The sequence below is a fragment of the Paenibacillus sp. FSL H8-0332 genome (assembly GCF_037963835.1).
In the GTDB taxonomy this organism is placed as follows: domain Bacteria; phylum Bacillota; class Bacilli; order Paenibacillales; family Paenibacillaceae; genus Paenibacillus_AQ; species Paenibacillus_AQ rhizoplanae.
On record NZ_CP150145.1, the window covers coordinates 107,084 to 133,374 of the forward strand.

Sequence of the window (26,291 nt, forward strand, 5' to 3'; positions counted from 1 at the left end):
TGATGCTCCACTCCGGTCTCCGGTACTATAGCAATATAGCCAAGAGGGCAGAAGGACACGGAGGGATACACGATGGAACATGTCATTGAAATGAAGAATGTCAGCCGCAGCTTCCAGGAGAAGCAAGCGGTGAAGCAGGTGAGCTTCAGCATTAGCCGCGGCTCGATCACAGCGGTGCTTGGCCCTAACGGAGCCGGCAAAACCACCACACTGGCGATGCTTCTTGGCTTGCTTGAGCCCTCGGAGGGCAGCGTGAAGGTGTTCGGTCTTAAGCCGGCAGACGTCAGGGTGAAGCAGCGGACCGGAGCCATGCTCCAGGAGGTCAGTGTCATGGACCGGCTGAAGGTCCGGGAGATTCTGGCCCTGATCCGCAGCTATTATCCCAAGCCTATGGAGATGGAGACGCTGCTTCAGGCCACGGGCCTTGGAGCGGGAGATTTGAACCGCTATGCGGAGAAGCTCTCCGGCGGGCAAAAACGCAGTCTCAGCTTCGCGCTGGCGTTGGCGGGTAACCCGGATTTGCTGTTTTTTGACGAACCGACGGTGGGGCTGGATACGATGGCCCGGCGGCATTTCTGGGAGAGGGTGCGGGGACTGGCCGATCAGGGCAAGACGATTCTGTTCAGCACCCATTATCTTCAGGAGGCTGAGGATATCGCGGACCGGATTCTGCTGTTCAACCGGGGAGTGCTGGCGGCGGACGGAAGCCCGGATGAGATTAAGGCGAGACTGGTCAAAAAGTCGCTGTCCTTCCTGGCGCTCGGCGACCCGGCGCTGCTGCGCAATCAATTGCTGGAGCTGCCAGCAGTGGAAGGCTGCTACGAGAAGGATGGACGGCTGCATGTGACGACAGGGAATACGGATGAGGCGCTGCGGGCTATTTTCGTGAACGGGCTGGCCGTGCAGGATGTACGGATTGACCAGGGGAAGCTGGATGAAGCGTTCGAGCAATTGACCCTGAATCCAGAGGAGGCGGCAGTATGATAAAACCTATGATGGCCCAGTGCAAGGCAGAGCTGCTGCGGATTATCCGCAATCCCTATTATGTATTCTGGTCGCTGCTCATGCCGATTATGTTCTACTTCATCTTCACGCGGGTGGTGAATACGGGGGCGGACGATACGAAGCAGTGGCAGGCGCATTATCTGATGTCGATGGCGGCCTTCAGCGTGATGGGCTCGGCGATTATGACCCTCGGCATCCGGCTGGTGCAGGAGCAGACGCAGGGCTGGAATACGTTTATCCGCATTACTCCGCTGCCGTCCTCAGTATATTTTTTCGGCAAAATGTTCGGTCAGAGCGTCATGCATCTGTTCTCGATTCTGTGTATTTTCGCAGCCGGGTATCTGATTAACGGGGTATCGCTAACTGCCTCGGAGTGGCTGCTTAGCGGACTGTGGCTGCTTGCTGGCTCTCTGCCTTTTCTGGCGCTGGGTACGATTATCGGGTCCATGAAGCGGGTGGATACGGCGAGCGGAGTGAGCAATGTGCTCTATATGGGGCTGGCGGTGGCCGGGGGCATGTGGATGCCTCTCGACATTATGCCTAAGCTGATGCAGAAGATCGGGAACTGGCTGCCGTCCTACAATTATGGAGCTGGGGCCTGGGCGATTGTAGCGGGAGGTTCCCCGTCGTGGAAGGCCGTGCTGCTGCTGCTCGGTTACCTGGCTGTATTTATGTTATTATCGGTCTATATAAGGCGAAAACAGGAAGCGGTGTAATCCATGGTGGCGCGTCAGCAGTTCCGGGTCTTTCCGGAAAGGTTCGGTTTCTTCCCCTATATCTGGCTGATCTATCTGGTGTTCCCGGTGATGAATTTCGCTGGCTACAGCGGCTATAAGCTGATGGCGGGTTATGCGCTGCTCTTGCTGTTCCTGGTGACGTACCGCCAGCTCTATTGGGCGGAAGATAGAATGTATACGGCCTGGTTGGGACTGCAGCTGCTGATTATTGTCGTGCTAACCGTAGTCTATAGCCCCTACAATATGTATATGGGCTTCTTCTCCAGTAACTTTGTAGGCTGGTATACCGATATGCGCCGGTTCAGACGGGCTCTGGCGGCGTTTACCGCCGTGCTGGCCGGACTGGGCCTGTTCTATCTGCCGCAGGTGTATGGCCCGGATATCCTGTTCATGCTGCCATTTGCGCTAATGATGCTGATCACGCCCTTCGGCATCCGCTCCATTAACCGGCGGCGGGTGCTGGAGAAGGAGCTGGACCAGGCCAACGAGCAGATCAAGGAAATGATCAAGCGCGAGGAACGGATGCGCATCGCCCGCGATTTGCATGACACGATGGGACACACACTGTCGCTTATTACGCTTAAGAGCCAGCTGATCGAGAAGCTGGTCGTCAAGAATCCTGAGCGGGCGCAGGCGGAAGCGCGAGAGATCCAGCGGACCTCACGGGCTGCGCTGCGCCAAGTACGGGAGCTGGTCTCGGAGATGCGCGCGGTCTCAGTCGCCGAAGAGCTGGCCGAGGCGACGGAGATGCTGCGCAGCGCGGAGATCGCGCTTGAGGTAGAGGGAGATGCAGCACTGCCGGGCGTATCCGATCTGACGCAGAGTATTCTCAGCCTCTGTATCAAGGAGGGAATCACCAATATCGTCAAGCATAGCCGTGCGGACCAGTGCCGGATTAGCATCGTAATGACACCCGGCGAGGTACAGATTACGCTGGAGGATAACGGCATAGGGGTAGAAGCCGGCGGTTCGCAAGGGACGGAGCGCCGGGACGGCAACGGCATGAAGGGGATGGGCGAGCGGCTGGCCCTGATTGACGGCTCGCTGACGCTTGCTCCGGGACCCGGCGGGGGAACCCGGCTGACGGTGGTAATACCACGGGTAGTTAATGGAAAGGATGGGGAAACGGCATGATCAGGATCATAATTGCCGAGGATCAGCGGCTGCTGCGCGGCGCAATGGCATCGCTGCTTGATCTGGAGGATGATATTGAGGTGGCGGGCGAAGCCGGGGATGGGGCGGAGGCGCTGGCCCTGATCGAACGTGTCCAGCCGGATGTATGCCTGATGGATATTGAAATGCCGCTGATGAGCGGCCTGGAGGTGGCGGAGATACTGAAATCGCGGGGCTGCGCCACCAAGATTATTATCCTGACCACCTTCGCCCGTCCCGGCTATTTCGAGCGCGGGGTGAAGGCCGGAATTCAGGGGTATCTGCTGAAGGATGAGCCGGTGGATAAGCTGGCGGATGCCATCCGCCGCGTGATGGCCGGAGGCCGCGAGGTCTCACCCGAGCTGGTCTTCGGCAGCCTGCGCGAAGAGAACCCGCTCTCGGACCGGGAGCGGGAGATTCTGAAGCTGGCCGCCGCGGGCCGGAGCGCCGGAGAGATCGCCGCGGCGCTCCACCTCTCCTACGGCACCGTCCGCAACTACATCTCGGAGATCCTCAGCAAGCTTGCGGTCAAGACCCGGATCGAAGCCGTGCGGCTGGCGGAGGAGAAGGGCTGGATGTAAGGCGGCTAAATTAGCTCAATTGTAATTAGTACAACAGATGTCCCCTGAATCCGCAGCAAAATCGAATCTGTTGTACGCTGTACAGCAGAAATCTGCGAAAGTGGTGTTTATGGGCAAGTAAACAAAAATCTGCTGTATAAAATACAGCAGAAGTGAATTTTGCCTGGAATATTGCAGATTCTATTGTAGTAAATACAATCAGGCAGAGTTATGCCGCTACAGACTACAGGTAGTGCCAAATCACCAGCGCAGCAACCCCTCTTAGCTCTGGCTCTTCGCCTGCTCCTCGCGCATCCACTCTGAGAGCTGGCGCCGCATCCGGAGGAACTCCGGCGAATCGGCGATCTCTTCGCGGCGCGGACGCGGGAAGGGGACCTCCACGGTGTGGAGGACGGAGCCGGGACGTCCCGAGAAGACGTAGATGCGGGTGGAGAGCAGCAGCGCCTCCTCGATGTTGTGCGTGATGAACAGCACGGAACGGCGGTTCTCCTCCCACAGCTCCAGCAGCCAGCGCTGCATCTGCTCGCGCGTCAGCGCATCGAGCGCGCTGAACGGCTCATCGAGCAGCATCAGCTCCTGCGGCGCGAGCATGGCCCGCAGGAAGGCGGCCCGCTGCTGCATGCCGCCGGACAGCATGTGCGGGTAGGCCCGCTCGAAGCCGCCGAGGCCGATCTTCGCCAGCCAGTGGCGCGCAGCCTCGCGGGCCTCCCGCTGCGGGGCGCCTTGCAGCTCGCCGCCAAGCAGGACGTTGTCCAGTGTGCTGCGCCACGGAAACAGCGCGGGCTGCTGCGGCATATAGCTGATCTTACCGCGCTGCCCGGTCACCGGGATGCCGTTCATGCGTACGGTTCCAGTATCGGGCAGCGTAAGGCCGCCGATAATATGGAACAGCGTGCTTTTGCCGCAGCCGGACGGGCCGACAATGGAGACGAATTCCTGCGGCTCCACGGTCAGGGACACCTGATTCAGCACCTGCGTCTCCCGGCGGCGGTGCGTGAATGACTTGGAGATGCCGCTGACTTCCAGTGCAGGCGGTGTATTCCTTACCTTAGGGCGTCCGTCTCCGTCCGCCTTATCCAGTTCAATCCTCGTAAGCTCAGACACTTGGCTTAGCCTCCTTCAGTTGATTATTTCTGATTCCGTTTTGGATTATCCTCTCGTGCTTCTTAAGCTTCCTTGCGCGGCTTCCAGCGCACCAGCCATCTCTCCAGCAGGGCAATGAGTGCGAATAATACGAGACTTAGCAGCACGATAATGGCGATGGCTACGAACATCCGGTCCGCACGGTAAGAGGCCTTTTGCAGCAGCAAATAGTAGCCGATGCCCTTGTCAGCGCCGATCCATTCGGCCACCACCGCGCCCATAACGGCATAGGTGGCGGAGATTTTGAGGCCCGAGAACAGAGAGGGAAGCGAGCCGGGAAGCTCCAGCTTGGTGAAGATCTGCCACTTGCCCGCACCGGCCATCTTCATATAATTCATCATCACCCGGTCGCTTTGGGCCAGCCCGCCCATGGCTGCAACAGCTACGGGGAAGAAGCAGACGAGGGTGATCAGGATGATTTTGGGCAGCAGGCCGAAGCCGAACCAGATAATCAGCAGCGGGGCCAGCGCAAGGGAGGGCACATTCTGGCTGAGGATCAGCAGCGGATAGAACGCTCTCTTGAGCCAGGGCAGCAGATGCAGCAGCAGGGCGGTGAAGAGGCCGATGCCCGTGCCGACCGGGAAGCCGATCAGGGTCAGCCGCAGCGTAGCAGCGGTGTGCTCCCAGATCCCGGAGGCGTTGTTCTTCGACTCACGCGCGATATCCGTGGGACTCGGCAACTGGTAGGCCGGGATGTCGAACAGCATGACCGATAGCTGCCATATCCCGACAAAAAAGAGGACCGCCACAAAGGGCGGCCACACTAGCTTCCAGGTGCTTCTCACGGCCGGTATTTCTCCGTCAGCTTATCCATGCTGATGCCGCCCGGATTATGGGCGATCTTGATCTGTGAGATCACACTCGGACTGCCGGAAGCGATCAGCGCCTCATGCATGTCACGCACGATATCCAGCAGCTCGGACAGTTCGCCTTCCATCGTGGTCTCCAGCGGATTCACCTGATGCTTCACGCCTGATTTCTGAATGACCTCTATAGCCTTGTCCACGTAAGGGATGGAATCCTCGTTGTTCGGTGTCTTGGGAATTACCTGAATGCTAAGCAGTGTGTTAGCCATGATGAATCCTTCCTCTCCAAGTTAAGTGTAAGATTCCCGCCATGCGGGTTCATTATGATTCCGGCAAAAATTCATTCGTAAACGTACTCTCCGCATCCAGCGGCTTATCCAGCAGCTTCAGGCCGTACATCCAGTCGGCGTAATTCTTCCAGATCTCAAGCTTCTGCTCACCCCAGCGCGGGGCGTCTTCCTTGTATTTCGGGCTAAGCCATTTCTGGCTGGCCAGCACCAGCTTGGGGTCCAGATCAGGTACAGCATCGGACAAGACCGTCGCGGCTTCTTCCGGGTGGTCGATGGCGTACTGATAGCCTTTTGACGTAGCCTTCAGGAATGCCTTCACCACTTCAGGATGCTCGGCGATCTCCTTCTCGCTGGTCGTCAGTACCGGGGTGTAGTAATCCAGCTGCGGAGCGTAATCCTTCAGATACAGCATATCCAGTGGCTCCCCGCGCAGCTCAGCTTCCACCCCGGTCCAGGCGTAGAAGATCCAGGCGAAGTCAATATCCCGCTTCACGGCTGTGAAAAAGTCCGCTTCGCCGATATTCACCAGCTTCACCTTGGAGACATCCCCGCCTTCGGGGTCCATGATGGCTTTCATGGCAGCCTGCTCCGCAGGGGAGCCCCAGCCTCCGTACGTTTTACCTTCAAAATCCTTCGGCGTCTTAATATTGCGGTCCTTCGGAGCCGCGAAGCCGGAGGTGTTATGCTGAATGATTGCAGCAATTGATACCAGCGGCACATCCTGCAGACGAGCCAGGGTCAGCGCCTCTTGGGCACTGATGCCGAATTGGGCTTCACCGGAAGTGACCATCGTGTCGGACCCGGCAGCACCAGGCTGTACAATCTGAACGTCAAGACCTTCCTCCGCGTAATAGCCAAGCTCCTTAGCTGCATACAGGCCGGTATGATTCGTGTTCGGCGTCCAGTCCAGGGCAATCTTGACCGGCGTCAGCGCCTTAGGTGCATCCGTGGGTGCGGCTGCGGATGCATCAGGCGCAGCCGTGCTGTTCCCGGCAGCAGGTGCGCTGGCTCCTGCATTGCCGCTGTTGTTCCCGCCGCCACATCCCGCTACGGTGAGCAGCAGCATGGAGCTGAGCAGTAGTGTGACTGTTTTTTTGACTCCCATTTCTCTTTCTCTCTCCTTCCAGCAACCCCTGGTCTTCAGAGCTTACAGAAACCTTATTCCTGTACATCCTTAGAATCAAAAAAGCGTCCCGAAGATCGGGACGCCAGTGACTTGCGTGAGGGGACTTCAGCTTCAGTACCGCTTAAGGCACTGTGCCGAATGAAGATTCCTACGCTGGCATTATCCAGATCAGGTATAAGGGTCAGTATCTTGTGGGATACAATCTCAGCCGGCCAATTCCAGCACCCCTGGTTCTATAAAGTTCACGGGTATTGCTATGTTCTTACGGTGTATTATAGACGGCAGCTTCGCGGTTGTCCAGAGCCGTCTATTCAATCCTTATCATAGTACCGCCTTTTGCGGCGGCTGCGGATTCCATTCCGCGCCTCCCGCAGTGTTAAGCCGATACTGACCGCGATCCCCGAAAAGGTCAGGAACAGAGCCAGATATTCGAATACGGAGTACTCCAGCATTTTGCTCCAGTCGATCTGGCCCTTCAGATCCTCGATGACCTGATTCATCCCGTAGATTCCGCTGATGACCGTAAATACGGTGAGCACCATCAGGAGCGTATCCCGGCGTTTGGCCTGGAATTTGTCCTGATACTGAAACAGATCATTCAGGGTCATCTTCACTTCATCGAACAGAGCATCATTGCCGTAAACCTTGCGCAGCTGGAAAAAAATCTCCCGCCCCTGCGACTGCGAGATCAGCTCCAGAAAATAGAATTTGGCGGAAAATTTATTGATCAGAAAGATCAGATTCTCGATCTCGTCGTAATCGTGGTTGATGCGCAGCCGGGAATGCAGATTGGCGAGCTTCAGCAGCACGATTTTATGAAAAATACTCAGCAGCAGTCCATAATAATACTCTCCGTACATCTGGTTGACCAGCTCCGTGGCAATATCGGGCTTCGCCCGGCTCAGGCAGCAGAAGGTCTGCTCGTTCGTCATATAATAGGTGTCCGGCCCCCAGCGGCTATAGCAATGCTCCCGGGTGTACTGCTCGATATACTCAGGATCACTCGCACTGGTAAAAGGTTTACCGTCTATAGTCAGCCCATCCAGCTGGGAGGCACGGTAGCGCAGCTCTACACTTATCTCATCCAGCTCTTCCTCACGGTTGAAGCCATAGAAGGCCTGCACCAGCATCCGTTCATCCACGAAAAAAGGCAGGGTCTCGAAATACGCGCCATCAATCTCCGCAGGGTCGAGAAACGGCTCCAGACCGGAGACGAGATTCTTGAACACGAAATCCTCCACCCGGCCGAAGGACTTCTCCTGGCAATGGATAAAGGCATGTTTATCCTGATAACACACATCCTCCAGTGTTCGGAACCGGTCAGCGAATTCCAGCACAGTGCTGAAGGGAAGGTTTTTCTCCTCGATAGCCACTCTTATGGTCAGAAAGCCCAGCTCAAATGGGCAGAGGAACACATCGGTGGACAGAATCCGGAAATTCACAGACTCGAAGAGCATTTCCAGCCGGCACGGCAGATCGTTTACCCGGGAAAAGCGGCGGAAGGAATCGCTGTCCTTCTCACGCGGAAACAGCACATGAGCGGCAAACGGCAGATAGCTGCGCTCCATTTTCTCATGGGACACGCAGTAGCCTTCTCCGTAATAGGCATTCTCCAGTTCCTTGTTATCGAGAAAAAAACGCGTGAACCCATCCTTCTGCAGACTTGCTATCAGCTCTTTATCCTGTCCGGGCTTGATGGAGAAGGGGAAAATAAATTGCAGCAACGCTGTATGCAGGGTGGGTTCAGAATGCAGTTCAACCATGTGGGTGTTCCATCCTTCTTCGCAGAATATGGATCTTGTTAGCTATATTACCCGATTCTCCAGGCGGTCACACTTAGGAGGAATAAAAGGGCGGCAAAAGTGGCCAATAGCCCCGACGTCTGGGCAATCTGCATATGATCCATGGACCAGCCGGTCAGCAGCGGCAGCACCGCGCCGCCAATTCCGCCGGAGGCGATCATAATGCTGGGCGTCGATTCTTCCGCGCCGGGCAGCAGCTTGCTGGAGAAGACCAGCGCGATCGAGAAGATGCCGGACATGAACAGGCCAAGCAGCAGGATGATCGCAAATGCGGCAAGCCGGTGACCGGCGAACGGGAAAATAACGAGCAGCAGCAAAGCGGCAAAGCAGCTGATGAGCACATAGATGCGGTAGGAAATCTTCTCGGCGATGACACCGGCGAACAGTCTGCCTGCCGACATGGCCAGCCAGAAGAAGGTCACCGTGAGCGCAGCCGCGGCCTCGCTCATGCCCAGCTTCGCGATGAAGATCGCCGGCATGAAGTTCACCAGGCTCATCTCGGTGCCTACATAGAGAAAGAAGAACAGAATGAACAAGCCAAGCACGACCCATTGCTTGCCCTTGTAGGGCAAGGACGACCGTCTGGTGGTTCCCGCTTCCGCTGCCGCCGCGCGGTCAGGGCGGGCAGGCCGCTCATTCAGCGCGCTGTCCAGCGGGCCGAATCTGCTCTTCGCCCAGAAGAGCAGCGAGAGAAGGGAGCAGGCGGCAACGATCAGGAAGGCCAGCCTCCACTGTCCTGCGGCAATCAGCGGACTGGCCGCCAGCGGCATGATCAGCGCCCCGACACCGAACAGCACCTCCAGCCTGCTCATGGCAACCGCCGTTCCTTCGGTGACTGCGGCTATAATAATCGTGCCGATGACGGCTTCGATCATCCCGAAGCCGAACCCTGCGGCTACGGCAATTACGTACATCCAGCCCCAGGGCGGGAGGAAGGCGTAGGCAATTTCGGCGCAGAACAGCAGGCCGGTGGCAATCAGAATGCCGCCGCGCTTGCCGAACCGCCGGTTCAGCAGCGGCGAGACCAGTACGCCGGCCAGGAAGCCCGCGAACTGGCTGAAGATCAGCTCGCCCCCTGCACTGTAGCTGCGGTCATAATGCTGGAGCAGCACTGGCAGAATGGAGCCCAGGACGACATGGGCGAGGCCGATTACGAAATAGGAGAGACAGCCGATCCAGATTAGTTTTTTCAAGGATAAGACTCCTTATTAATCAATTTATGAACAGATGCCGGGATTCAGAATGAACGGGAAGGGTACACTATATTAGGCACAGGTTAATCATAAATCCAAACCGTGGACGTGAATATATAAACTTATATTCACATGAATTTGAAGGGAGCTGTGACGTCAATGGATAACAAAGAGCTGGAGAAAACAATCATACAGGTGCTGGACGACAACAGGTTCGGTTCCTTCGGCACGATTGAGGCCGGTAATAAGCCTAAGGTGCGTTACATGGCGATATTTCATGACGGACTGTCCATCTATCTGGCAACTAACCGCAAGACTCATAAGGTAGAAGAGCTTCAGGATAATCCGAATGCTAGTCTCTTGCTGGGCTATGAACAGGGCGGTGGCAAGGATGTACTGGAGATTGAAGCTACGGTTGCTGTGACGAAGGATGATAGCTTGCGCTCTAAGGTATGGAATGAGTCCCTGGAGAAATGGTTCAAGGGACCGGATGATCCCGATTATGTCATTCTTGAGCTGTCTCCGTCACGGATTGAATATATGGGCAAGAACGGTGAGCATGGGGTGTGGCAGTCTTAAGCGGCTGTCTTTGGCAAAAAGGTGGCGGTGTCCGGTAACGGATAAGTCCCGCCTAAGCCTAAGTATTATATAGCCCGGCAACCCGGGCCTCTTAGGGACCTTCATGGTTCATAGGGGGCCCTTTCTGCTGCTGCTTTCCTGATTGTGCCGGAGGAATCATGCTATAATGACCTCAGGTTATCGACATCATGAAGCGGAGGGGAATGGCATGAACTGTGTTGACTGTGCTGACATCGACCCGATAGAGGATCAAGGGGAGCTGAAGCTCCGCCCCTGTTCTGATCCGCTGGCTGCTGCCATCCGAAATGCCGGTTATGAAGCATTTCAGACAAGCAAGACCTGTATCATTCCATATCATCGTAAGGAAGAGCTATTGAAGCTTATAGAAATGCTGGTGGCGGCTAAGGACATAGCGGACTCCTTATCCGTATGCGTTAAGAGCAAAGGCGCCCCTGCGGCTCCGGACCGGTGGCTGACCTTCGATCAGCTGAAGGTCCGTTTCGCTAATGAGAATCTGGTGTCCATCATTATGAGCCATGATTTCTGCAGCCACATGCAACCGATTGTGAATTTCAGCGAGGAGATTGTCGGCTTTGAATTTCTGCTGCGCCCGCTGCCCCAGGGCAGTTATTTTCAGCCCTATGAGCTGTTTGAAATTGCCCGCCGTACAGGGTTTCATTCCTTCCTTGACCGGGCCGCCCGGATCTCGGCGATAGAGACCGGCAGTAAGCTGCTGCCCAAGGGCATTAAGCGGTTCATTAACTTCCTGCCCTCTTCTATTTATAATCCCAAGTATTGTCTTACTCATACCTTCGAGGCGATCCGGAGGCTGGACCAGAACCCGGAGGATTATGTATTTGAAGTAGTGGAGACGGAGCAGATCAGCGATGTTGCACATCTGCGCGCCATTTTCGCCGAATACCGACAGCAGGGGATGCGGGTTGCGCTGGATGATGTCGGCGCGGGCTACTCGACGCTAGAGCTGATGTCCAGCCTCCAGCCCGATTATGTCAAGGTTGACCGTAGTCTGATCAGCTTCTGTGACCGGGATGAGGAGAAGCAGCGGATGCTAAGGGAGATTATCTCCAGGGCAGGACAATTCGGTGCAAGCCTGCTGGCCGAAGGCATTGAACGCCGTGAGGAATTCCTGGTCTGCCGTGATCTGGGCATGGATCTGGGACAAGGCTATCTGTTCGGGCTGCCGGAGGATAAGCCGCCGGGGCGATTCGGAATTACGGCCTGAACAGTAAGGATGATTCTCCCCGGATGCAGGCAGACCCCAAGGCTGCCGGTATCCGGGGATTTGTGATGTCACTTAGAAGGAAGAAAGGATGGAGAACAACGTGAGTGTAACCCTATTGTACGTAGAAGATGACCGGGAGATCGGCAGTGTCGTAGCGGCAGATCTGCGGGAACGGGAATATGCTGTGCGCTGGCTGGAGAGCGGGGACGGAGCGCTTGAAGCCGCAGAGGGCTGCCAGCTGGCGATTCTGGATGTGATGCTGCCGGGGCTGGACGGCTTCACCGTCGGCCAGCGGCTGAAGCGGGCTTATCCGGAGCTGCCGGTTCTGATGCTCTCGGCGCGCACCTCCATTGACGATAAGCTTCAGGGGCTGGACTTCGCCGATGATTATCTGACCAAGCCGTTTCATCCCGATGAGCTGGCGGCGAGAATCGAGGTTCTGCTGAGAAGAAGCGGCGCTGCTGCGCCCGCTCAGTTGACCCTTAAGCATCTGGTTGTCAGACCGGGGAGCAGTGTGGTCACGGAAGCTGCGACCGGACGGGAGATTATGCTTACCGGCAAGCAGTTTCAGATCTTCTCTTATCTGCTGCGGCATTTGGGCCAGATTCTGACCAAGGAGCAGATCTATGAAGCGGTCTGGGGGGAGAGCTATATCGACGGCGACAAGACGCTGATGGTACATATCCGTTATCTGCGCGAGAAGCTGGAGCTTGATCCGGCCGCGCCGGAGATTATTGAGACCGTGAGGGGAATCGGCTACCGGGTGAGAGGGTGAAGGGGGCAGGGCGTTTCCAGCTGCTGCACCGTTCGCTGCTTTTTCGCTATCTGCTCATTATCGTAGCTGCACTGCTGTTCGTGCCGGTTGTTATTCCGCTGACGATTGCAGTGTACAGCATCTTCGGGGGGCTTACTCATACAAGTCCACCCAAGGAGTATAAGCAGTATTCCAGTGTGGATAAGCTGGAGATGATGTGGCATGAGGAAGCCCGCAAGCTCCTTGACCAGCCCCCTGCGGATATCACCCGGCGGCTGTCGGTCTTAAGCGAAGCCTATCCGTTGTCCAGAATATTCTGGGTCGATCATGCGGGGAAAACACAGCTGGTGACAGAGCCTTCAGGACCGCCGCTGTTCTTGACGGGAGAGGCTCCGGCTGTTCCCGCCCAGTGGAGCGCCGCTGAAGCGGTAGCCTTCATGAAGGACAGTGCGGCGCTGAAGCCGCTGGCGATTGTCGCATTTATAGGAGACCGGGCAGAGGCCGCAGAGGGCTTCATGGTTATGCAGATTCCTGAGGATATTACGAAGAGCAAATATGCGGCAGGACTGGATAAATGGTATTCGATTGCCATGCTGGTGTTCTTCCTGCTGTTCATCACCAGCTCCTGGTTCTTCTTCATCATGATCCGCAGAAGGCTGCTGCGGCTGCAGACCGCTATGGTGTTCACCGGGCAGGAGGGCTTACCGCAGATTGTTCCGCCGGGGAAGCCGGATGAGATCGGGCATCTGGAGGAAGCGTTTAATACTATGGTGACGGAGCTTAAGGCAGGCCGTGCAAGGGAGGCGGAAGAAGAGGCGCTGCGCAAGCGGCTGGTAGCCGATCTGTCGCATGATCTGCGGACTCCGCTGACCGTCATTCGCAGCCACCTCCATGTACTGGGCAAGGAGCCGTTGTCAACACGCGGCCAGTCCTCCCTGGAGCTGATGGATCAGCGGATTGAGAGCCTTGGCATCCTGATTGAGAACCTGCTGTCCTACAATCTGCTGAACAGTGGACGCATTGCGCTGACTCTGGAACGCCGGGATGTGCTGAGACTGGTACGGGAGAGCGCCGCCGCCTGGTATCCCGTCTGGGAGAAGGAGGGGTACCGGATTGACATTGATCTGGAGGCTGCGCCGCTGTATTGGGAGGTCGATGACACCTGGTTCCGTAGGGTGCTGGATAACCTGTTCCAGAACATTCTGCGTCATGCACGCAGCGGATTATATGTAGGAATTCTTACGGAGATCCGTGAGGGCAACCGGGTGATTATCATTTCGGATCACGGCGGCGGCCTGGAGCAGAGCTCGGATTCCGCCGGAGCAGGTCTGGGACTGTCGATTGTCGATCTGCTGCTGAAGCGGATGGACCTGGAATGGAGCATGGAGAGTACGGCGAAGGGTACCGAGGTTGTGATCTGGAAGCGGGACGCCTGAACAATTTAAACAAAATTTAAACTTGCTGCTTCCGTGCTTTTAACCTTGGGGCGTTATGCTGTTACCGAGGTGAAGAGAATGAAGGATACAGTGATAGAGACAAGAAATCTGCTTAAGGAATACCGCGGCCGTGCGGCTGTGAAGAACCTGAATCTCAATATTACAAAAGGGGAAATCTACGGGTTCCTCGGGCCGAACGGTGCCGGCAAAACAACAACTATCCGCATGCTGCTCGGCCTGATCAAGCCGACCTCCGGCAGGATTGAAATCTTCGGCAAGGAGCTGCGTGCGAACCGGATGCAGATTCTGCGCAAGATAGGCTCGCTGGTGGAATCGCCGTCCTATTACGGGCATCTGAGTGCATGGGACAACCTGGAGGCGATCCGCCGGATTCTGGGTGTGCCCAAGGTGCGCATTGCCGAGGTGCTGGAGATCGTATCGCTTACCGGGGAGGAGAAGCGGCCGGTCAAGGGCTTTTCACTGGGTATGAAGCAGCGGCTGGGGATAGCGGCAGCTCTGCTGGGCAGCCCGGAGCTGCTGATTCTCGATGAGCCGACTAACGGGCTGGACCCGTCAGGCATACAGGAGATCCGCTCCCTGATTAAGCGGCTGCCCGGCGAGCAGGGCATTACAGTTCTGGTATCCAGCCATCTGCTGAGCGAGATTGAGCAGATGGCCGGTACGGTCGGCATTATCCGCGAGGGGCAGATGGTCTACCAGGATACTATTGCCCATCTCCAGCAGCAGGCGGCCGGCCATCTGCGCCTGGCGTTATCCGAGCCGGAGACTGCGCTGATGACGGCGGTGCGGCGCGGCTGCGGCGGCGAGCTGCAGGAGGGCCGGCTGGTCCTGCCCCGGATGAGTGATGCCAGAGTATCGCTGTTGGTCAAAGAGCTGGTCGAGGAGGGCCACGCGATCTACAGGGTAGAGGAGCACAGGCAATCTCTGGAGGAATTCTTCCTGCAGGTGGTTGGGGGAGGGGAGCTATGATGTGGCGTGCGCTGTCGGCGGACTGGCTTAAGATCCGCGGCAAAGGCATATGGTTCCTCGCCTTCCTTGGCCCGCTGGGCCTCATCGCCATGCAGGGACTGAATTTCGGCCTCCGTTATGACTATCTTCGCGGGCAGTACCGGGAGGACCTGTGGGGTGGCCTGCTCAGTGAGGTCGTCCCGTTTGTACCGATTGCCCTGTATCTTGGAGGCACACTGATCTGCTCCCTGATTGCGAATGTCGAGCATCAGACCAGCGCCTGGAAGCAGCTCCTGGCGCTGCCTGTCTCCCGTACGGCTGTGTTCCTGGCGAAGCTGCTGCTATGTCTGCTGCTGCTTATCGTGTCCTGCCTGCTGCTGTCGGCGGGGACTGTCATTCTCGGGTTGCTGCTCGGATTCGGTGCTCAGCCGATACCGCTTGCGGACGTCCTGCGGATGGGCTTCGCCGCTTATGCTGCGGCCATGCCTATCATTGCACTCCAGCTGTGGCTGTCTCTATCCAGCCGGAACCAGACTCTTCCGGTATCGGTGGGGTTGACTTTGTCACTGGTCAGCCCGTTCGGGTTATACTTCACGGAATGGTTCCCGCTCTCCTGGCCTGCCTTAGCCTGGAGTGATCCGCGTCCTTGGCTGTTCAGCGGAGCCGGCCTGTTGCTTGGACTCCTGGTAATCCTGCCTGGAGCCATACATTTCGCGCGAAAGGATGTGGACTGAATATGCGGACTTTTCTGCGAATAATGTCTGCGGAGTGCATGAAGATAGCCGGATTCCGTACCTGGCTGTTAATTCTGCTCAGTCCGCTGGTCTCTCTGCCGATTGGTGCGCTTTCGGACATGCAAGAGGATAGGGTGATAACCTGGCAGGTTCTGCTGAGTACGATGTCAGCGGTACATGCGCTGCTGTTTCTTCCGGTACTCTCTGGACTCTTCGCCGCTTTAATCTGCCGCAATGAGCATAGTGACGGTGGCTGGAAGCAGCTCCTGGCGCTTCCGGTTACACGGACCTCCGTATATTTTGCCAAATATGCATTAATTGTAGCGCTGCTGGGTGCGGTTCAGCTGCTGTTTCTTGCAGGGGTTCTGGGAGTGGGATGGTATCGGGGTGCAGAAGGGGGAGTTCCCTGGGGGCTGCTGATGAGCAGCCTGTTCGGAGGCTGGTTTGCCTGCCTGCCGCTGGCTGCCCTGCAACTGGCGATATCTCAAGGCTGGAGCAGCTTCGGCGCTCCGCTGGCGCTGAATGTCTGCTTCACCATTCCCAATATGCTGATTGCCAATTCCTCCACCTACGGTCCTTATTATCCATGGGTACAGCCGGTGCTGGCCATGTCCCCCTTCGGCGAAGAACGTTTCGGCGCCTTCAACCTGCCGCTGGAGAGCCTGATGATTGTCGTGTCGGGGAGCCTGCTTCTGTTCCTGGGAGCTGGCTTGATAGCCTTTTGGCGTAAGGCGGTATAAGATTCCCTTCTCCATGGACATTGGACGCCATTTTTTCTATAATTAATCGTAGAAGATACTATTAAGCGCCGGTGATGCCGGATGAGCATATGGAGGAGGGCGGGAGCATGGAACCAGCGGCACTTGAAGAATGCGATAACACCTGTAATGGTTCCGAACTGGAACCGGAATCGATGGCCTTGATTCTGCCGGACCGCGAGATTACAGATAAGATGGCAGAGATGTTCAAGGCACTGGGTGATCCGACAAGAGTTCGGCTTATCTACGCGTTATCCCAGCAGGAGCTATGTGTGCATGACTTGTCCTCCATACTGGATATGGGACAGTCGGCAGTCTCCCATCAGCTCCGCTATCTGCGCAATCTGCGGATTGTGAAGCGCCGCAAGGAAGGCAAGACCGTATATTATTCGCTGAATGATGCACATGTAGAGCAGATCTTCCTGCAGACCCATGAGCATATCCGGCATGAATAGATTGTTGTGACAGGAAAAAGGGTTGTCCCAAAGCCAGGTAATGGCTTGGGCAGCCCTTTTTCTCATTTTCAGGAAACTTAATACATGTGCCAGTGCGAGGGTATGTGTACGAAATGTATGCCTCCTCCACTTACCTCCTCTTCCTCAGACCGGAAGGTGACCGTGCTTCACAGCGGAATTCTCAATCTGCAGTGTGGAGTGCTGGATGCCGAAATTCTCTTCCACTAATTTAAGTGCTTGTTGCAGCACCTGCTCCGTATTCACCCCGTCTTTGATCAGCAGATGACCGCTTAGGGCATCCAGGCCGGAGGTGATGGTCCAGATATGCAGGTCATGCACATCCTGAACCCCTTCAATGCCCAGTAGCGCCTTCTCGACATCATCGGCATTCACGCTAAGCGGAGTTCCTTCCATAAGAATATGGAAGGCCTGCTTGATGACACCCCAGGCGCTGCGCAGGATGAGCAGGGCGACCAGCACGCTGATGATAGGATCTGCGACATACCAGGAGAACAGGTTCATAATCAGACCAGCCACTAGTGCGCCGACGGAGCCGAGGGCATCGCTGATCACGTGCAGGTAAGCACTGCGGATATTGATGTTGTCTTTAGCCCCGCTTTTGCGCATCAGTGACCACGCGCTGACGAGATTGGCCAGCAGTCCGACACTGGCAATCAGCATCATCGTTCCGCTGGCTACCACCGGAGGGGCGGAGAAGCGCTGGAAAGCTTCATACATAATGAATCCGGCAATCACGAACAGGGTCACCCCGTTGAACAAGGCTGCCATAATCTCGAACCGGTGGAAGCCGTAGGAGTTCTTGGAGGATGCCGGTTTCACCGCGATAATCATGGCTACAAGGCTAAGGGCAAGGGAGGCGGTATCGCTGAGCATATGCCCCGAGTCGGACAAAAGAGCCAGACTCCCGGTGAACAGGCCGCCGAAGAATTCAAGAAACATAATACCGCCGGTGATGATTAAGGCGATCAGCAGGCCTTTCTTATTATCCGGTGCGTGTGAATGTGAATGGGAATGCCCGTCAGCGTGCGAATGAGCATGTGATCCAGCATGTGAGTGAGTGTGTAAATCGTTGTTCATTTTGGAATTGTTCATTAGTAGGACCTCTTTTCAGTTAACATATGAATGATTGCTCATATGTTAATATTATGGCGAACGCAGGCAAATTACAAGCTTTTCTTATTTTTATTTTTGCCACAATCTGTGGGCCGAATGCATTGACACTGCATGATTCAGGGGAATATAATAAGTGTAAGTTAACATATGAACAAATACTCATATATAGGTTCGATCAAGGGAGATGAGTCATTTGAGTACGGTAGAAGACAATGTGAAGCGGAAATGGGTCCTGGATGGGCTGGACTGCGCGAACTGCGCAATGAAAATCGAGAATAAGGTCAAGAAGATTGAAGGCGTGTCCTCCTGCTCCGTCAACTTCGCCACGAAGACCATGATACTGGAGACAACGGCGGCTGCTGCGGATGAGATCGCCGGGCAGGCTGAGCATACAATTACCAAGCTGGAGCCGCATGTGAAGCCGCGGGCAGTTCAAGCTTCGCGGGCTGCTAAGAAGCCGTTGTCTGCGGAGAGTGCAGCTCAGGTGCGCGGTGTAGCGGTTCAAGGACAGGGCCATGTTCATACCCACGGTGAACCGCACGGTCATGAGCATGCCCACGGAGAAGGGCGTGCCCATGAAGACGGGCACCAGCATTCACATGCCGCTGAGCACAGCCACAGCCAGGAGGATTCACATGCCCACGGACACAGCCATGAGCATGGGGAGGGCAATACGCGCCGCATCCTGATCCGGCTGGGGGGCGGTGCTGTTCTGGCTGCTGCCGGGATGTTCCTGCCGGTCAGCGGAATTGCCGAGCTGCTGATCTTCTTAGCAGCCTATCTGATTGTCGGCGGTGAGGTTGTCCTCGCCGCTGCCCGGAATATTGTAAGAGGCCAGGTGTTCGATGAGAACTTCCTGATGGCCCTTGCGACCATCGGTGCTTTCGCCATCGGCGAATATCCCGAAGGCGTCGCGGTTATGCTCTTCTATCAGGTAGGGGAGCTATTCCAGGGAATGGCCGTGAATCGTTCACGCCGTTCGATTACAGCGCTGATGGATATCCGGCCGGAATTCGCCTATCTGAAGGAAGGCAATAATCTGCGCAAGGTGTCCCCCGAAGAGGTTAGAGTAGGGGACAGCATCGTAGTTAAGCCCGGCGAGAAGGTTCCGCTGGACGGGATTATTCTTGAGGGCAGCGCGATGATGGATACCTCGGCACTGACCGGAGAATCGGTACCCCGCTCGACACAGCCGGGAAGCCAGGTGCTGAGCGGATTCATTAACCGCAATGGCGTGATTACCATTGAAGTGACCAAGGACTTCGGTGAATCGGCAGTCTCGCAGATTCTGGAGCTGGTACAGAATGCTACGAATAACAAAGCGAAAACAGAGAATTTCATCACCAAATTCGCCCGTGCCTATACGCCGGTTGTAGTTATAACAGCGCTGCTGCTGGCAGTGGTTCCGCCACTGATTCTGAGCGGAGCGACCTTCTCGGACTGGATCTACCGTGCACTGGTCTTCCTCGTTATTTCTTGTCCTTGTGCGCTTGTCGTGTCGATTCCCCTCGGGTTCTTCGGCGGGATCGGAGCGGCTTCCCGCAGCGGGATTCTGGTGAAGGGCAGCAACTACCTGGAAGCGTTGAATGATGTGAAGATCGTTGTGTTCGATAAGACAGGAACCTTGACCAAAGGCCAGTTCACCGTGACCGGCAATGTTCCGGCAGAAGGCTTCACCGGGCAGGAGCTGCTGCGGGTAGCGGCTTATGCGGAGAGCCATTCCAGCCATCCGATTGCGGAATCCATCCGTGCAGCCTATGGCGAAGCTATTCCTGGTGAAGCCATTACCGACTATAACGAAATCTCCGGGCACGGCATCGCCGTTACCGTGGAGGGGAAGGCAGTGCTGGCCGGGAACATGCGGCTGATGGAGCGTGAAGGAATTGCCAGCGTGACCCCGCAGGAGTATGGAACGATCGTTCATATTGCTGTAGATAAGCGCTACGCAGGATATCTCGTCATTGCAGATGAAGTGAAGGACGATTCCCTTAAGGCGATTCAGGCTCTGAATGCACTGGGAATTCACAAGACGGTCATGCTGACCGGCGATGCCGCTCCTGTAGCCGAGTCTGTCGGCAGACAGCTGGGCATTAAGGAGATTCATGCAGAGCTGCTGCCGGGAGATAAGGTCGCGGCGATTGAACGGCTGGAGCGGGAAAAGGGGCCGAAGGAGAAGATCATTTTTGTCGGGGACGGGATTAATGATACTCCGGTGCTGGCCAGAGCGGATGTCGGGATTGCCATGGGCGGACTTGGCTCGGATGCGGCGATTGAAGCAGCAGATATTGTAATCATGACGGATGAGCCTTCCAAAATCGCCTCCGCCATTGGGATCGCCAAGCGGACACGGACCATCGTCTGGCAGAACATTGCTTTTGCGCTGGGAGTCAAAGCGGTCTTCCTGCTGCTGGGAGCGTTCGGAATAGCCACCATGTGGGAGGCCGTATTCTCGGATGTCGGAGTTACTGTACTCGCTGTACTGAACAGCATGCGCGCCTTACAGCCGCCGAAATCGGTATAATCGTGTAAGATGAATCGATAATGAAATAATTATGAAAAGTATAAGCCTTAATGATCCTAATTTTTGGGTCTTAAGGCTTATTTTTATTGCATGTATTATGTTTTTTGTCTATTTATGCCGATATATCAATATATATTTACAGCATATGGAAGACCACAATGGGTTTTTAGGGGGATTTTGCGGTGAATGAGGCAAGCGTATGGTCAAAATTGAAAATGAATGCAAAGAACGGAAAATCACTATCGCTGCAAAGCAAGTATTCGCTTGTTATTTTGGCAATTGCTATTGTACCTCTGCTTGGTGTCACGATCTTTTTCATGCAATATTTCGGGGGTGTGACCAGAGACGACAGTGAGGAGCTCGCCCAGAATATTCTGGAGATGAATACCACACGGATCGTAGAGTGGCTGAATACGCGGACATCTGCGGTCCAGGAGCTGATTGCGCAGCATCCTGAATTCGATACCGCAAGACCGGATACTATTTTCCCTGTGGTCAAGGTACTGGAAGAGAGCGATACGCAGTCCGAAGGCTACAGTGTCATTAACAAGCAAGGCATTCTGGCTAATTCCCTTAAGCTTACGGCGGATGTAGGCCAATCGGCATATTTCCTGCAGGCCAAGAAGAGTCTTGCCCCGGCGGTAGCGGAGATGTCTTATCTGGAGCAGCTCAGTAAATATATTATCCCGGTATTCGTTCCGGTCGTGGACAAGGACAAGCAGTTTGGCGGCGGCATCGCCTTCTCGGTGACACCGGACATTCTGATGGAGATGGGCAAAAACATCCACGTGGGCGATACCGGCTACGGATACGTGATCTCGGGCAAGGGGGATTATTACGCCTACTCCGAGACCGAGCGGATCGGCAAGAATATCGCGGATTATGCCAAGACAACGGAGATGAAGCAAGCCGTAGAGCATATTCTCGGCAAGGAAGCGGGCTCGGAGGCCTACAAGGGAGAAGACGGCAAACAGGTGATTACCTATTTCCGTACCGTCCCGGGCACAGACTGGAAGCTGCTGATTACGGTTCCCAAAAGCGAGATTACCGCCAAAGTCACCTCAGCCCAGCGGATATCCACATTGTTCATTGTAATCATCATTCTGGCGGTCATTGCCGTGGCCTTGTATCTGACCCGTCTGATTGTGAAGCCGATTGCAGCAATCTCCGGGGTGATGAAGAAAGTGGCGGACGGCCAGCTCAGCGAACGGGTAACCGTACGTTCCAGTGATGAGATTGGCCAGATGAGCCAGAGTATTAATGATATGATCGGATCCTTGTCCGGCATTGTCGGTAAAATCGATGCTACAGTGGCGCAGGTCGCTGTATCTGCAGAAGGGGTGCTGAACTACGCCAGCCAATCCTCCAATACGTCGGCAGAAATTGAGACGGTGGCCCAGGAAGTCGCCCATGGAATGGGAGAGCAGTTCAAGGGATCGGAGCAGGCGGCCAGAGCTACGGAGGAGATGGCGATCGGGCTGCAGCGGATTGCGGAATCCTCTGTTAATGTGTCCGACCAAGCGGAGACGGTCAGCACTGAGGTCGAGAACGGCTACGTGGAGATTCAATCCACACTTAAGCAAATGACTGTAATTAGCGGCGCAGCGGAGGAGACCTCGGCTCTGATCAGTAATCTGAGCGGGCAATCCGAACAGATTGGGCAGATTATCGATGTGATCTCGGAAATCTCCAATCAGACGGGCCTGTTATCCCTCAATGCGTCGATTGAAGCGGCCAGAGCAGGCGAGCACGGGCGCGGGTTCGGCGTGGTAGCGAATGAAGTGAAGAAGCTGGCGGAGCGCACGAACAGTGCCATTGTGAACATTGTGGAGCTGATCCGTCAGATTCAGGAATCCACCAGAGCGGCCGAGGTCTCTATGGAGAAGAGTATTGCTGAGATCGGCGACGGGATGGGTAAAATGCAAAACGTAGGCACCTCCTTCGACCATATCCGCTCGTCCATCCGTGAGGTATCGGTTCAAATTCAGGACGTCTCTGCCGTCAATGAGCAGATGTCCGCCGGGACAGAGGAGATTACAGCCTCCATCTCCGATATGCTGATCATTGCCAGAGATTCTGCCGAGAGTGCCGAGATGGTGGCGGAGGCTTCCACCGAGCAGCGGAATCTGATGGGCCAGGTCGTAACCTCAGCCGAATCCCTCAACCAGCTAATGAGCGAATTGCGCAGCGAGATCGAGAAGTTTCAATAATATCAGGTAAAATAATCGTAAACACCCCTCTGCCGCACAGGTTACTGTGTATAGCAGAGGGGTGTTTGCTGTAAGGCTGTGCTGTTAAGCTTAGTGCTGCTCCTCCAGCGTGAGGCTATCTATTCCCGCGCGGATGATGCTGCAGGAGGCAGTGAATTTGGCCATCTCCGTATCGCTGAGGTTCAGCTCCAGCAATTCCTGAATACCGCTGCTGCCGATAATGGCCGGCACTCCGGCACATACGCCGCTTTGTCCGTATTCCCCGTCCAGGATGGCGGAGACGGCGATGATTTTGTGTTCGTCATTCAGAATGGAGCGGGTGATGTAGGCGAGCGCACTGCCGATCCCGAAGTGAGTTGAGCCCTTGCGCGTAAAAATCTCCCAGCCTGCATCCTTCGTCTTGCGGGCGATATCCATAAGGTCCAGGCTGCTGAAGCGCTCGCGGTGCTGCTCCATAATCTGCAGAATCGGCTTGCCGCCGATCGTCACATGGGACCAGGCCACGAACTGCGACTCTCCGTGCTCGCCAAGGGCGTAGCCGTTGACGCTGCGCGGATCAATCGTGAACACCTCCGACAGCAGTGTTTTCAGCCGGGAAGAGTCGATGGAGGTACCTGTGCCGATTACCCGGTGCCGCGGCAGGCCGGAGATCTGCCAGACCATATAAGTGACAATATCTACAGGGTTCGCAGCGACGACGAAGATCCCATCGAAGCCGCCTGCCATAATCTCGGTGATAATCTCCCGGGTAATTACAGCAGCGGCATCCAGTACATCCAGCCGGGTCTGCCCGGGCTTGGGATTGGCGCCAGCCGTCAGAATGACGACATCCATCCCCGCGCAGTCGCTGGCGGTGCCGGCATAGACCTTGGTGCGTGTTCCGGTGAAGTCCATGCAGTGCGAGAGATCAAGCGCTTGTGCCATGGCCCGGTCGTAGGTGCGGTCGATCATCATGATCTCATCGCATATAGCCTGATTCACCATGGAATAGGCAACGCTTGAGCCGACCATGCCGGAGCCGACGATTGCCACTTTTCTCGATTTACTTTTCAATTGCCCAGTCCCCACTCTCTACAAGTATGGTACTATTCTAACTGATCTCATCGCAAGTTACCTGACATGGCACCGAAAATGCCCGCTATAGCCGTCCGTTATTTGGCCACAATTCACATGGAAGGTTAGAGTATCAGGGTTCTTATGAACTATAATATGCAGCTGATGGGCATTTGGGAAGGCAGAAGGAAGGGGTGCTCCCGGCAGTCATCCATGTGGCTGCCAGGGACACCCCCTGTTAATTGAAGATCATTCGTCCCCGCTTGGCCCTAGACCCGGGGCTGCGGAATCTGCGGCTCGGCAGGCAGCATTCCGGTGTAGTGCTTATACATGAACAATCTCCAGTGGAGGATCATGCCGAAGGCCAGAATGAAGAATAATCCGCCGGATTGCGGAACAGATACATACCGGTTGATGAACTCATGGAGCAGGGTGCGGACCAGCAGCAGTCCAAGCAGAATGAACGCGAAGCTCTTGGAGCGCTGGGCATAGATCAGCCCTTCACGTTCTTCGAACCGCGTACTGCGAATTAGCGGATAGGCAAAAATAAACCAGCCGACCAGGAATGCAAGGGCCGCCCACCACCAGGGGAAGCGCACTTCCGGTACGACAAACATGGCGAAGCCGGTGGACATGCCAAGCGGCGGAATCCATATTTTGCGGATGGTTACCGGGCGGGCACTGGCCTTCATGCGGATAAAAATCACCATCAGCGCCATGAATACGGCCCCCAGCGTGGAGCCCACATGCAGAAGTGAGGGGTTGATGTTACCCATAATTCACTGTCCTCTCTGTGATTTCGGTCACTATTGTCTTCATTATAGCAGATAATGAACGGATGTCAGAATGAGGTACATACAGCAAACCCGCCAGGGGTCTACCCCGGCGGGTCTGCTTGCTAAGTATAGTCAGCTGCTTCAGAGATGAAGCCTGCTATTAAGCTTAAGAACGGCTACGTCCGCCAACCGAACGCAGAATCAGGCTGACGATAAAGATCAGAACCACAGCACCGATCAGTGATGGGAAGACATAGTAGTCGCTGATCTTAGGTCCCCAGCTTCCCAGCAGCATGCCGCCGAGCCATGAACCGAGAATACCAGCGATAATGTTTCCGATAATTCCGCCTGGAATGTCTCTACCCATAATCAACCCGGCCAGCCAACCAATTACGCCACCAACAATCAACATCCATAGTAAACTCATTAACTCTCAGCTCCTTTTGTGTTTGTTGTCTTCGATGGTTACTATTAACCTTATGCACAGCGTTTAAACCAGTGTTAAATTTTGCCGGCACACATTTATTTAGTATTCCAGTCTGTCCAAATTTATGCTGTTTAACCCTGATATGGTGGTGGGTACATAAAGATGTTAGAGTGAAATAAAGGATCACCCGCTGAGTGAGAATAGGGGTGTACAGGTTATATAAGCTTATATACTATACAATAAAGGAGCCGCAGCCATGCACCAGCCTAATGAAGTGTTATTCTATATTGGAACGTACAACAGTGAGGAGAAAGAGGCCATCTTGCTCGGTGCGCTGGATAAGGAGACCGGAGAAATGAGGGTTATGGGCGGTAGCCAGGGGATCCTGAATCCTTCCTATCTGGCGGTTAATGCAGCGCAGACTGTATTATATGCAGTGAGCGAGCAGGATGAGGGTGCAGTTCATGCCTATGCCATTGAACCCGGCAGCAAAGCCTTACATCCGCTGGGCAGCAGAGCGACCGGGGGAGGTGCACCGTGTTATGTGTCCGTAGCTCCGCAGGGAGATTACATATTCGTATCGAACTATACGGGAGGCAACGTCAATGTGTTCCCGCTGAACCCGGACGGGTCCTTGCAGGAGATGTCTTCCCAGGTGAAGCATGAAGGCTCGGGAATCCGCAGTGACCGTCAGGATGCACCCCATCCTCATTCCGTGATTCCAGACAAGACGGGTGAACATGTGCTGGTCTGTGATCTCGGCCTCGACCAGATCGTGTTCTACCGTGTGGAGAGCGGGAAGCTGGTTACTCACCGGGAAGTAGAGCTTCCTCCAGGCTCAGGACCGCGCCATCTGGCGGTTCATCCTTCGCGGCAATGGATCTATCTGGTCAATGAACTGAGCAATACGGTCACCGTATTCGCCAATGATGAGCCTCAGGGTAATCTGAAGCTCCTGCAGAGCATCAGCAGTCTCCCGGAGCACTATACGGCCGGAAGTGATGATACGGCTGCCGATATCCATGTATCGCCATGCGGACGCTACCTCTACGTATCCAACCGTGGACATGACAGCATCGCCCTGTTCCACATCGATAATGCTACAGGTCTGCTGGAAGCGGAGGACTGGGTAATCTCCGGGGGACGCACACCGCGCAACTTCGCTCTGATCGGCGGCATGCTGCTCGCTGCTAACCAGAACAGCGGCAATATTGCCTCCTTCCGCATAGACAGTGAGACCGGCCGGCTGATCCCTACCGGCAATGAACTGGAAGTGCCGGCACCTGTCTGCCTTGTAGCCCTGGACTAACCTCTACAAGTGTCCATGTGCAGGAACAACAAAGCCCCCTGTCCGCCGGAATATGGCGGACAGGGGGCAATTTGGGCTTTTTATAGATAGAATAATGT

General features: G+C 55.4%; 25 protein-coding genes and 1 riboswitch. Of the genes, 15 read left to right on the forward strand and 10 right to left on the reverse strand.

Annotation, left to right across the window (positions count from 1 at the left end; translation table 11 throughout):
* Positions 1–72 precede the first annotated feature (72 nt).
* From NST43_RS00455 to NST43_RS00470, 4 genes are read left to right on the forward strand one after another with little or no spacing between them, the layout of a single operon-like run.
* Positions 73–984: an ABC transporter ATP-binding protein gene (locus NST43_RS00455; protein ID WP_339221812.1), complete on the forward strand. Its 912-nt coding sequence runs from the start codon at positions 73–75 to the stop codon at positions 982–984.
* On the forward strand, positions 981–1,721 hold the full coding sequence (locus tag NST43_RS00460) for an ABC transporter permease (protein WP_339221814.1): 741 nt from the start codon (positions 981–983) through the stop codon (positions 1,719–1,721). Before NST43_RS00455 ends, NST43_RS00460 begins: the two co-directional genes overlap by 4 nt.
* Before the next feature lie 3 nt (positions 1,722–1,724).
* Complete coding sequence (locus tag NST43_RS00465) at positions 1,725–2,876, forward strand: sensor histidine kinase (RefSeq protein WP_339221816.1); 1,152 nt, start codon at positions 1,725–1,727, stop codon at positions 2,874–2,876.
* A complete protein-coding gene (locus tag NST43_RS00470; protein ID WP_339221818.1) occupies positions 2,873–3,475 on the forward strand; it encodes a response regulator transcription factor in 603 nt (200 codons plus the stop codon). The genes NST43_RS00465 and NST43_RS00470 overlap by 4 nt, the downstream gene beginning before the upstream one ends.
* 261 nt (positions 3,476–3,736) lie before the next feature.
* Here the strand turns inward: NST43_RS00470 and NST43_RS00475 are convergent, their stop codons facing one another.
* The 6 genes from NST43_RS00475 to NST43_RS00500 all read right to left on the reverse strand — a co-directional run bounded on the left by NST43_RS00475 (position 3,737) and on the right by NST43_RS00500 (position 9,835).
* Positions 3,737–4,561, reverse strand: coding sequence for an ABC transporter ATP-binding protein (locus NST43_RS00475; protein ID WP_339225305.1), 825 nt, complete (start codon positions 4,559–4,561; stop codon positions 3,737–3,739).
* Positions 4,562–4,641: 80 nt separating this feature from the next.
* Entirely contained in the window at positions 4,642–5,403 is a 762-nt protein-coding gene (locus tag NST43_RS00480) for an ABC transporter permease (protein ID WP_209994421.1), read from the reverse strand.
* On the reverse strand, positions 5,400–5,693 hold the full coding sequence (locus NST43_RS00485) for an MTH1187 family thiamine-binding protein (RefSeq protein WP_209994420.1): 294 nt from the start codon (positions 5,691–5,693) through the stop codon (positions 5,400–5,402). Before NST43_RS00485 ends, NST43_RS00480 begins: the two co-directional genes overlap by 4 nt.
* A gap of 52 nt (positions 5,694–5,745) precedes the next feature.
* Positions 5,746–6,819 carry an ABC transporter substrate-binding protein gene (locus NST43_RS00490; protein ID WP_339221819.1) on the reverse strand — a complete coding sequence of 358 codons (1,074 nt, stop codon included), beginning with the start codon at positions 6,817–6,819 and terminating at the stop codon, positions 5,746–5,748.
* 149 nt (positions 6,820–6,968) lie between these two features.
* A riboswitch (TPP riboswitch) is annotated at positions 6,969–7,079 on the reverse strand.
* Between the two features lie 72 nt (positions 7,080–7,151).
* Positions 7,152–8,603, reverse strand: a complete 1,452-nt coding sequence (locus tag NST43_RS00495; protein ID WP_339221821.1) for a hypothetical protein — start codon at positions 8,601–8,603, stop codon at positions 7,152–7,154.
* Between the two features lie 47 nt (positions 8,604–8,650).
* Positions 8,651–9,835 (reverse strand): MFS transporter, encoded by a 1,185-nt coding sequence (locus tag NST43_RS00500; protein ID WP_339221823.1) that lies wholly within the window; start codon positions 9,833–9,835, stop codon positions 8,651–8,653.
* A 159-nt stretch (positions 9,836–9,994) separates the two neighbouring features.
* On the opposite strand from NST43_RS00500, the gene NST43_RS00505 reads away from it, so the two are divergent.
* From NST43_RS00505 to NST43_RS00540, 8 genes are all read left to right on the forward strand, one after another.
* Positions 9,995–10,414, forward strand: coding sequence for a pyridoxamine 5'-phosphate oxidase family protein (locus NST43_RS00505; protein ID WP_339221824.1), 420 nt, complete (start codon positions 9,995–9,997; stop codon positions 10,412–10,414).
* Between the two features lie 208 nt (positions 10,415–10,622).
* The gene (locus tag NST43_RS00510) at positions 10,623–11,657 is read left to right on the forward strand and encodes an EAL domain-containing protein (RefSeq protein WP_339221826.1); all 1,035 of its coding nucleotides are present in this window, start codon (positions 10,623–10,625) and stop codon (positions 11,655–11,657) included.
* 100 nt (positions 11,658–11,757) lie between these two features.
* Positions 11,758–12,432, forward strand: a complete 675-nt coding sequence (locus NST43_RS00515; protein WP_339225306.1) for a response regulator transcription factor — start codon at positions 11,758–11,760, stop codon at positions 12,430–12,432.
* Complete coding sequence (locus tag NST43_RS00520) at positions 12,429–13,847, forward strand: HAMP domain-containing sensor histidine kinase (protein WP_339221828.1); 1,419 nt, start codon at positions 12,429–12,431, stop codon at positions 13,845–13,847. The genes NST43_RS00515 and NST43_RS00520 overlap by 4 nt, the downstream gene beginning before the upstream one ends.
* 78 nt (positions 13,848–13,925) lie before the next feature.
* Positions 13,926–14,837: an ABC transporter ATP-binding protein gene (locus tag NST43_RS00525; protein ID WP_339221830.1), complete on the forward strand. Its 912-nt coding sequence runs from the start codon at positions 13,926–13,928 to the stop codon at positions 14,835–14,837.
* The gene (locus tag NST43_RS00530; RefSeq protein WP_209994412.1) at positions 14,834–15,550 is read left to right on the forward strand and encodes an ABC transporter permease; all 717 of its coding nucleotides are present in this window, start codon (positions 14,834–14,836) and stop codon (positions 15,548–15,550) included. The genes NST43_RS00525 and NST43_RS00530 overlap by 4 nt, the downstream gene beginning before the upstream one ends.
* A 2-nt stretch (positions 15,551–15,552) precedes the next feature.
* The gene (locus tag NST43_RS00535; protein ID WP_339221832.1) at positions 15,553–16,290 is read left to right on the forward strand and encodes an ABC transporter permease; all 738 of its coding nucleotides are present in this window, start codon (positions 15,553–15,555) and stop codon (positions 16,288–16,290) included.
* Positions 16,291–16,397: 107 nt separating this feature from the next.
* Entirely contained in the window at positions 16,398–16,763 is a 366-nt protein-coding gene (locus NST43_RS00540) for a metalloregulator ArsR/SmtB family transcription factor (protein WP_036732785.1), read from the forward strand.
* A 144-nt stretch (positions 16,764–16,907) separates the two neighbouring features.
* Here NST43_RS00540 and NST43_RS00545 read toward each other — a convergent pair whose 3' ends face one another.
* The gene (locus NST43_RS00545; protein WP_339225307.1) at positions 16,908–17,861 is read right to left on the reverse strand and encodes a cation diffusion facilitator family transporter; all 954 of its coding nucleotides are present in this window, start codon (positions 17,859–17,861) and stop codon (positions 16,908–16,910) included.
* Between the two features lie 220 nt (positions 17,862–18,081).
* Between NST43_RS00545 and NST43_RS00550 the strand changes: the two genes are divergently transcribed.
* Together NST43_RS00550 and NST43_RS00555 are read left to right on the forward strand one after the other, a co-directional pair.
* On the forward strand, positions 18,082–20,418 hold the full coding sequence (locus tag NST43_RS00550) for a heavy metal translocating P-type ATPase (protein ID WP_339221834.1): 2,337 nt from the start codon (positions 18,082–18,084) through the stop codon (positions 20,416–20,418).
* Between the two features lie 215 nt (positions 20,419–20,633).
* The gene (locus NST43_RS00555; RefSeq protein WP_339221836.1) at positions 20,634–22,628 is read left to right on the forward strand and encodes a methyl-accepting chemotaxis protein; all 1,995 of its coding nucleotides are present in this window, start codon (positions 20,634–20,636) and stop codon (positions 22,626–22,628) included.
* Between the two features lie 90 nt (positions 22,629–22,718).
* Here the strand turns inward: NST43_RS00555 and NST43_RS00560 are convergent, their stop codons facing one another.
* The 3 genes from NST43_RS00560 to NST43_RS00570 all read right to left on the reverse strand — a co-directional run bounded on the left by NST43_RS00560 (position 22,719) and on the right by NST43_RS00570 (position 24,884).
* The gene (locus NST43_RS00560) at positions 22,719–23,681 is read right to left on the reverse strand and encodes an L-lactate dehydrogenase (protein WP_339221838.1); all 963 of its coding nucleotides are present in this window, start codon (positions 23,679–23,681) and stop codon (positions 22,719–22,721) included.
* 269 nt (positions 23,682–23,950) lie between these two features.
* Positions 23,951–24,457, reverse strand: a complete 507-nt coding sequence (locus NST43_RS00565) for a CcdC protein domain-containing protein (protein ID WP_209994407.1) — start codon at positions 24,455–24,457, stop codon at positions 23,951–23,953.
* Between the two features lie 166 nt (positions 24,458–24,623).
* Positions 24,624–24,884: a GlsB/YeaQ/YmgE family stress response membrane protein gene (locus NST43_RS00570; protein WP_036732764.1), complete on the reverse strand. Its 261-nt coding sequence runs from the start codon at positions 24,882–24,884 to the stop codon at positions 24,624–24,626.
* A 256-nt stretch (positions 24,885–25,140) separates the two neighbouring features.
* Between NST43_RS00570 and NST43_RS00575 the strand changes: the two genes are divergently transcribed.
* Complete coding sequence (locus NST43_RS00575; RefSeq protein ID WP_209994406.1) at positions 25,141–26,193, forward strand: beta-propeller fold lactonase family protein; 1,053 nt, start codon at positions 25,141–25,143, stop codon at positions 26,191–26,193.
* Positions 26,194–26,291: the final 98 nt, after the last annotated feature.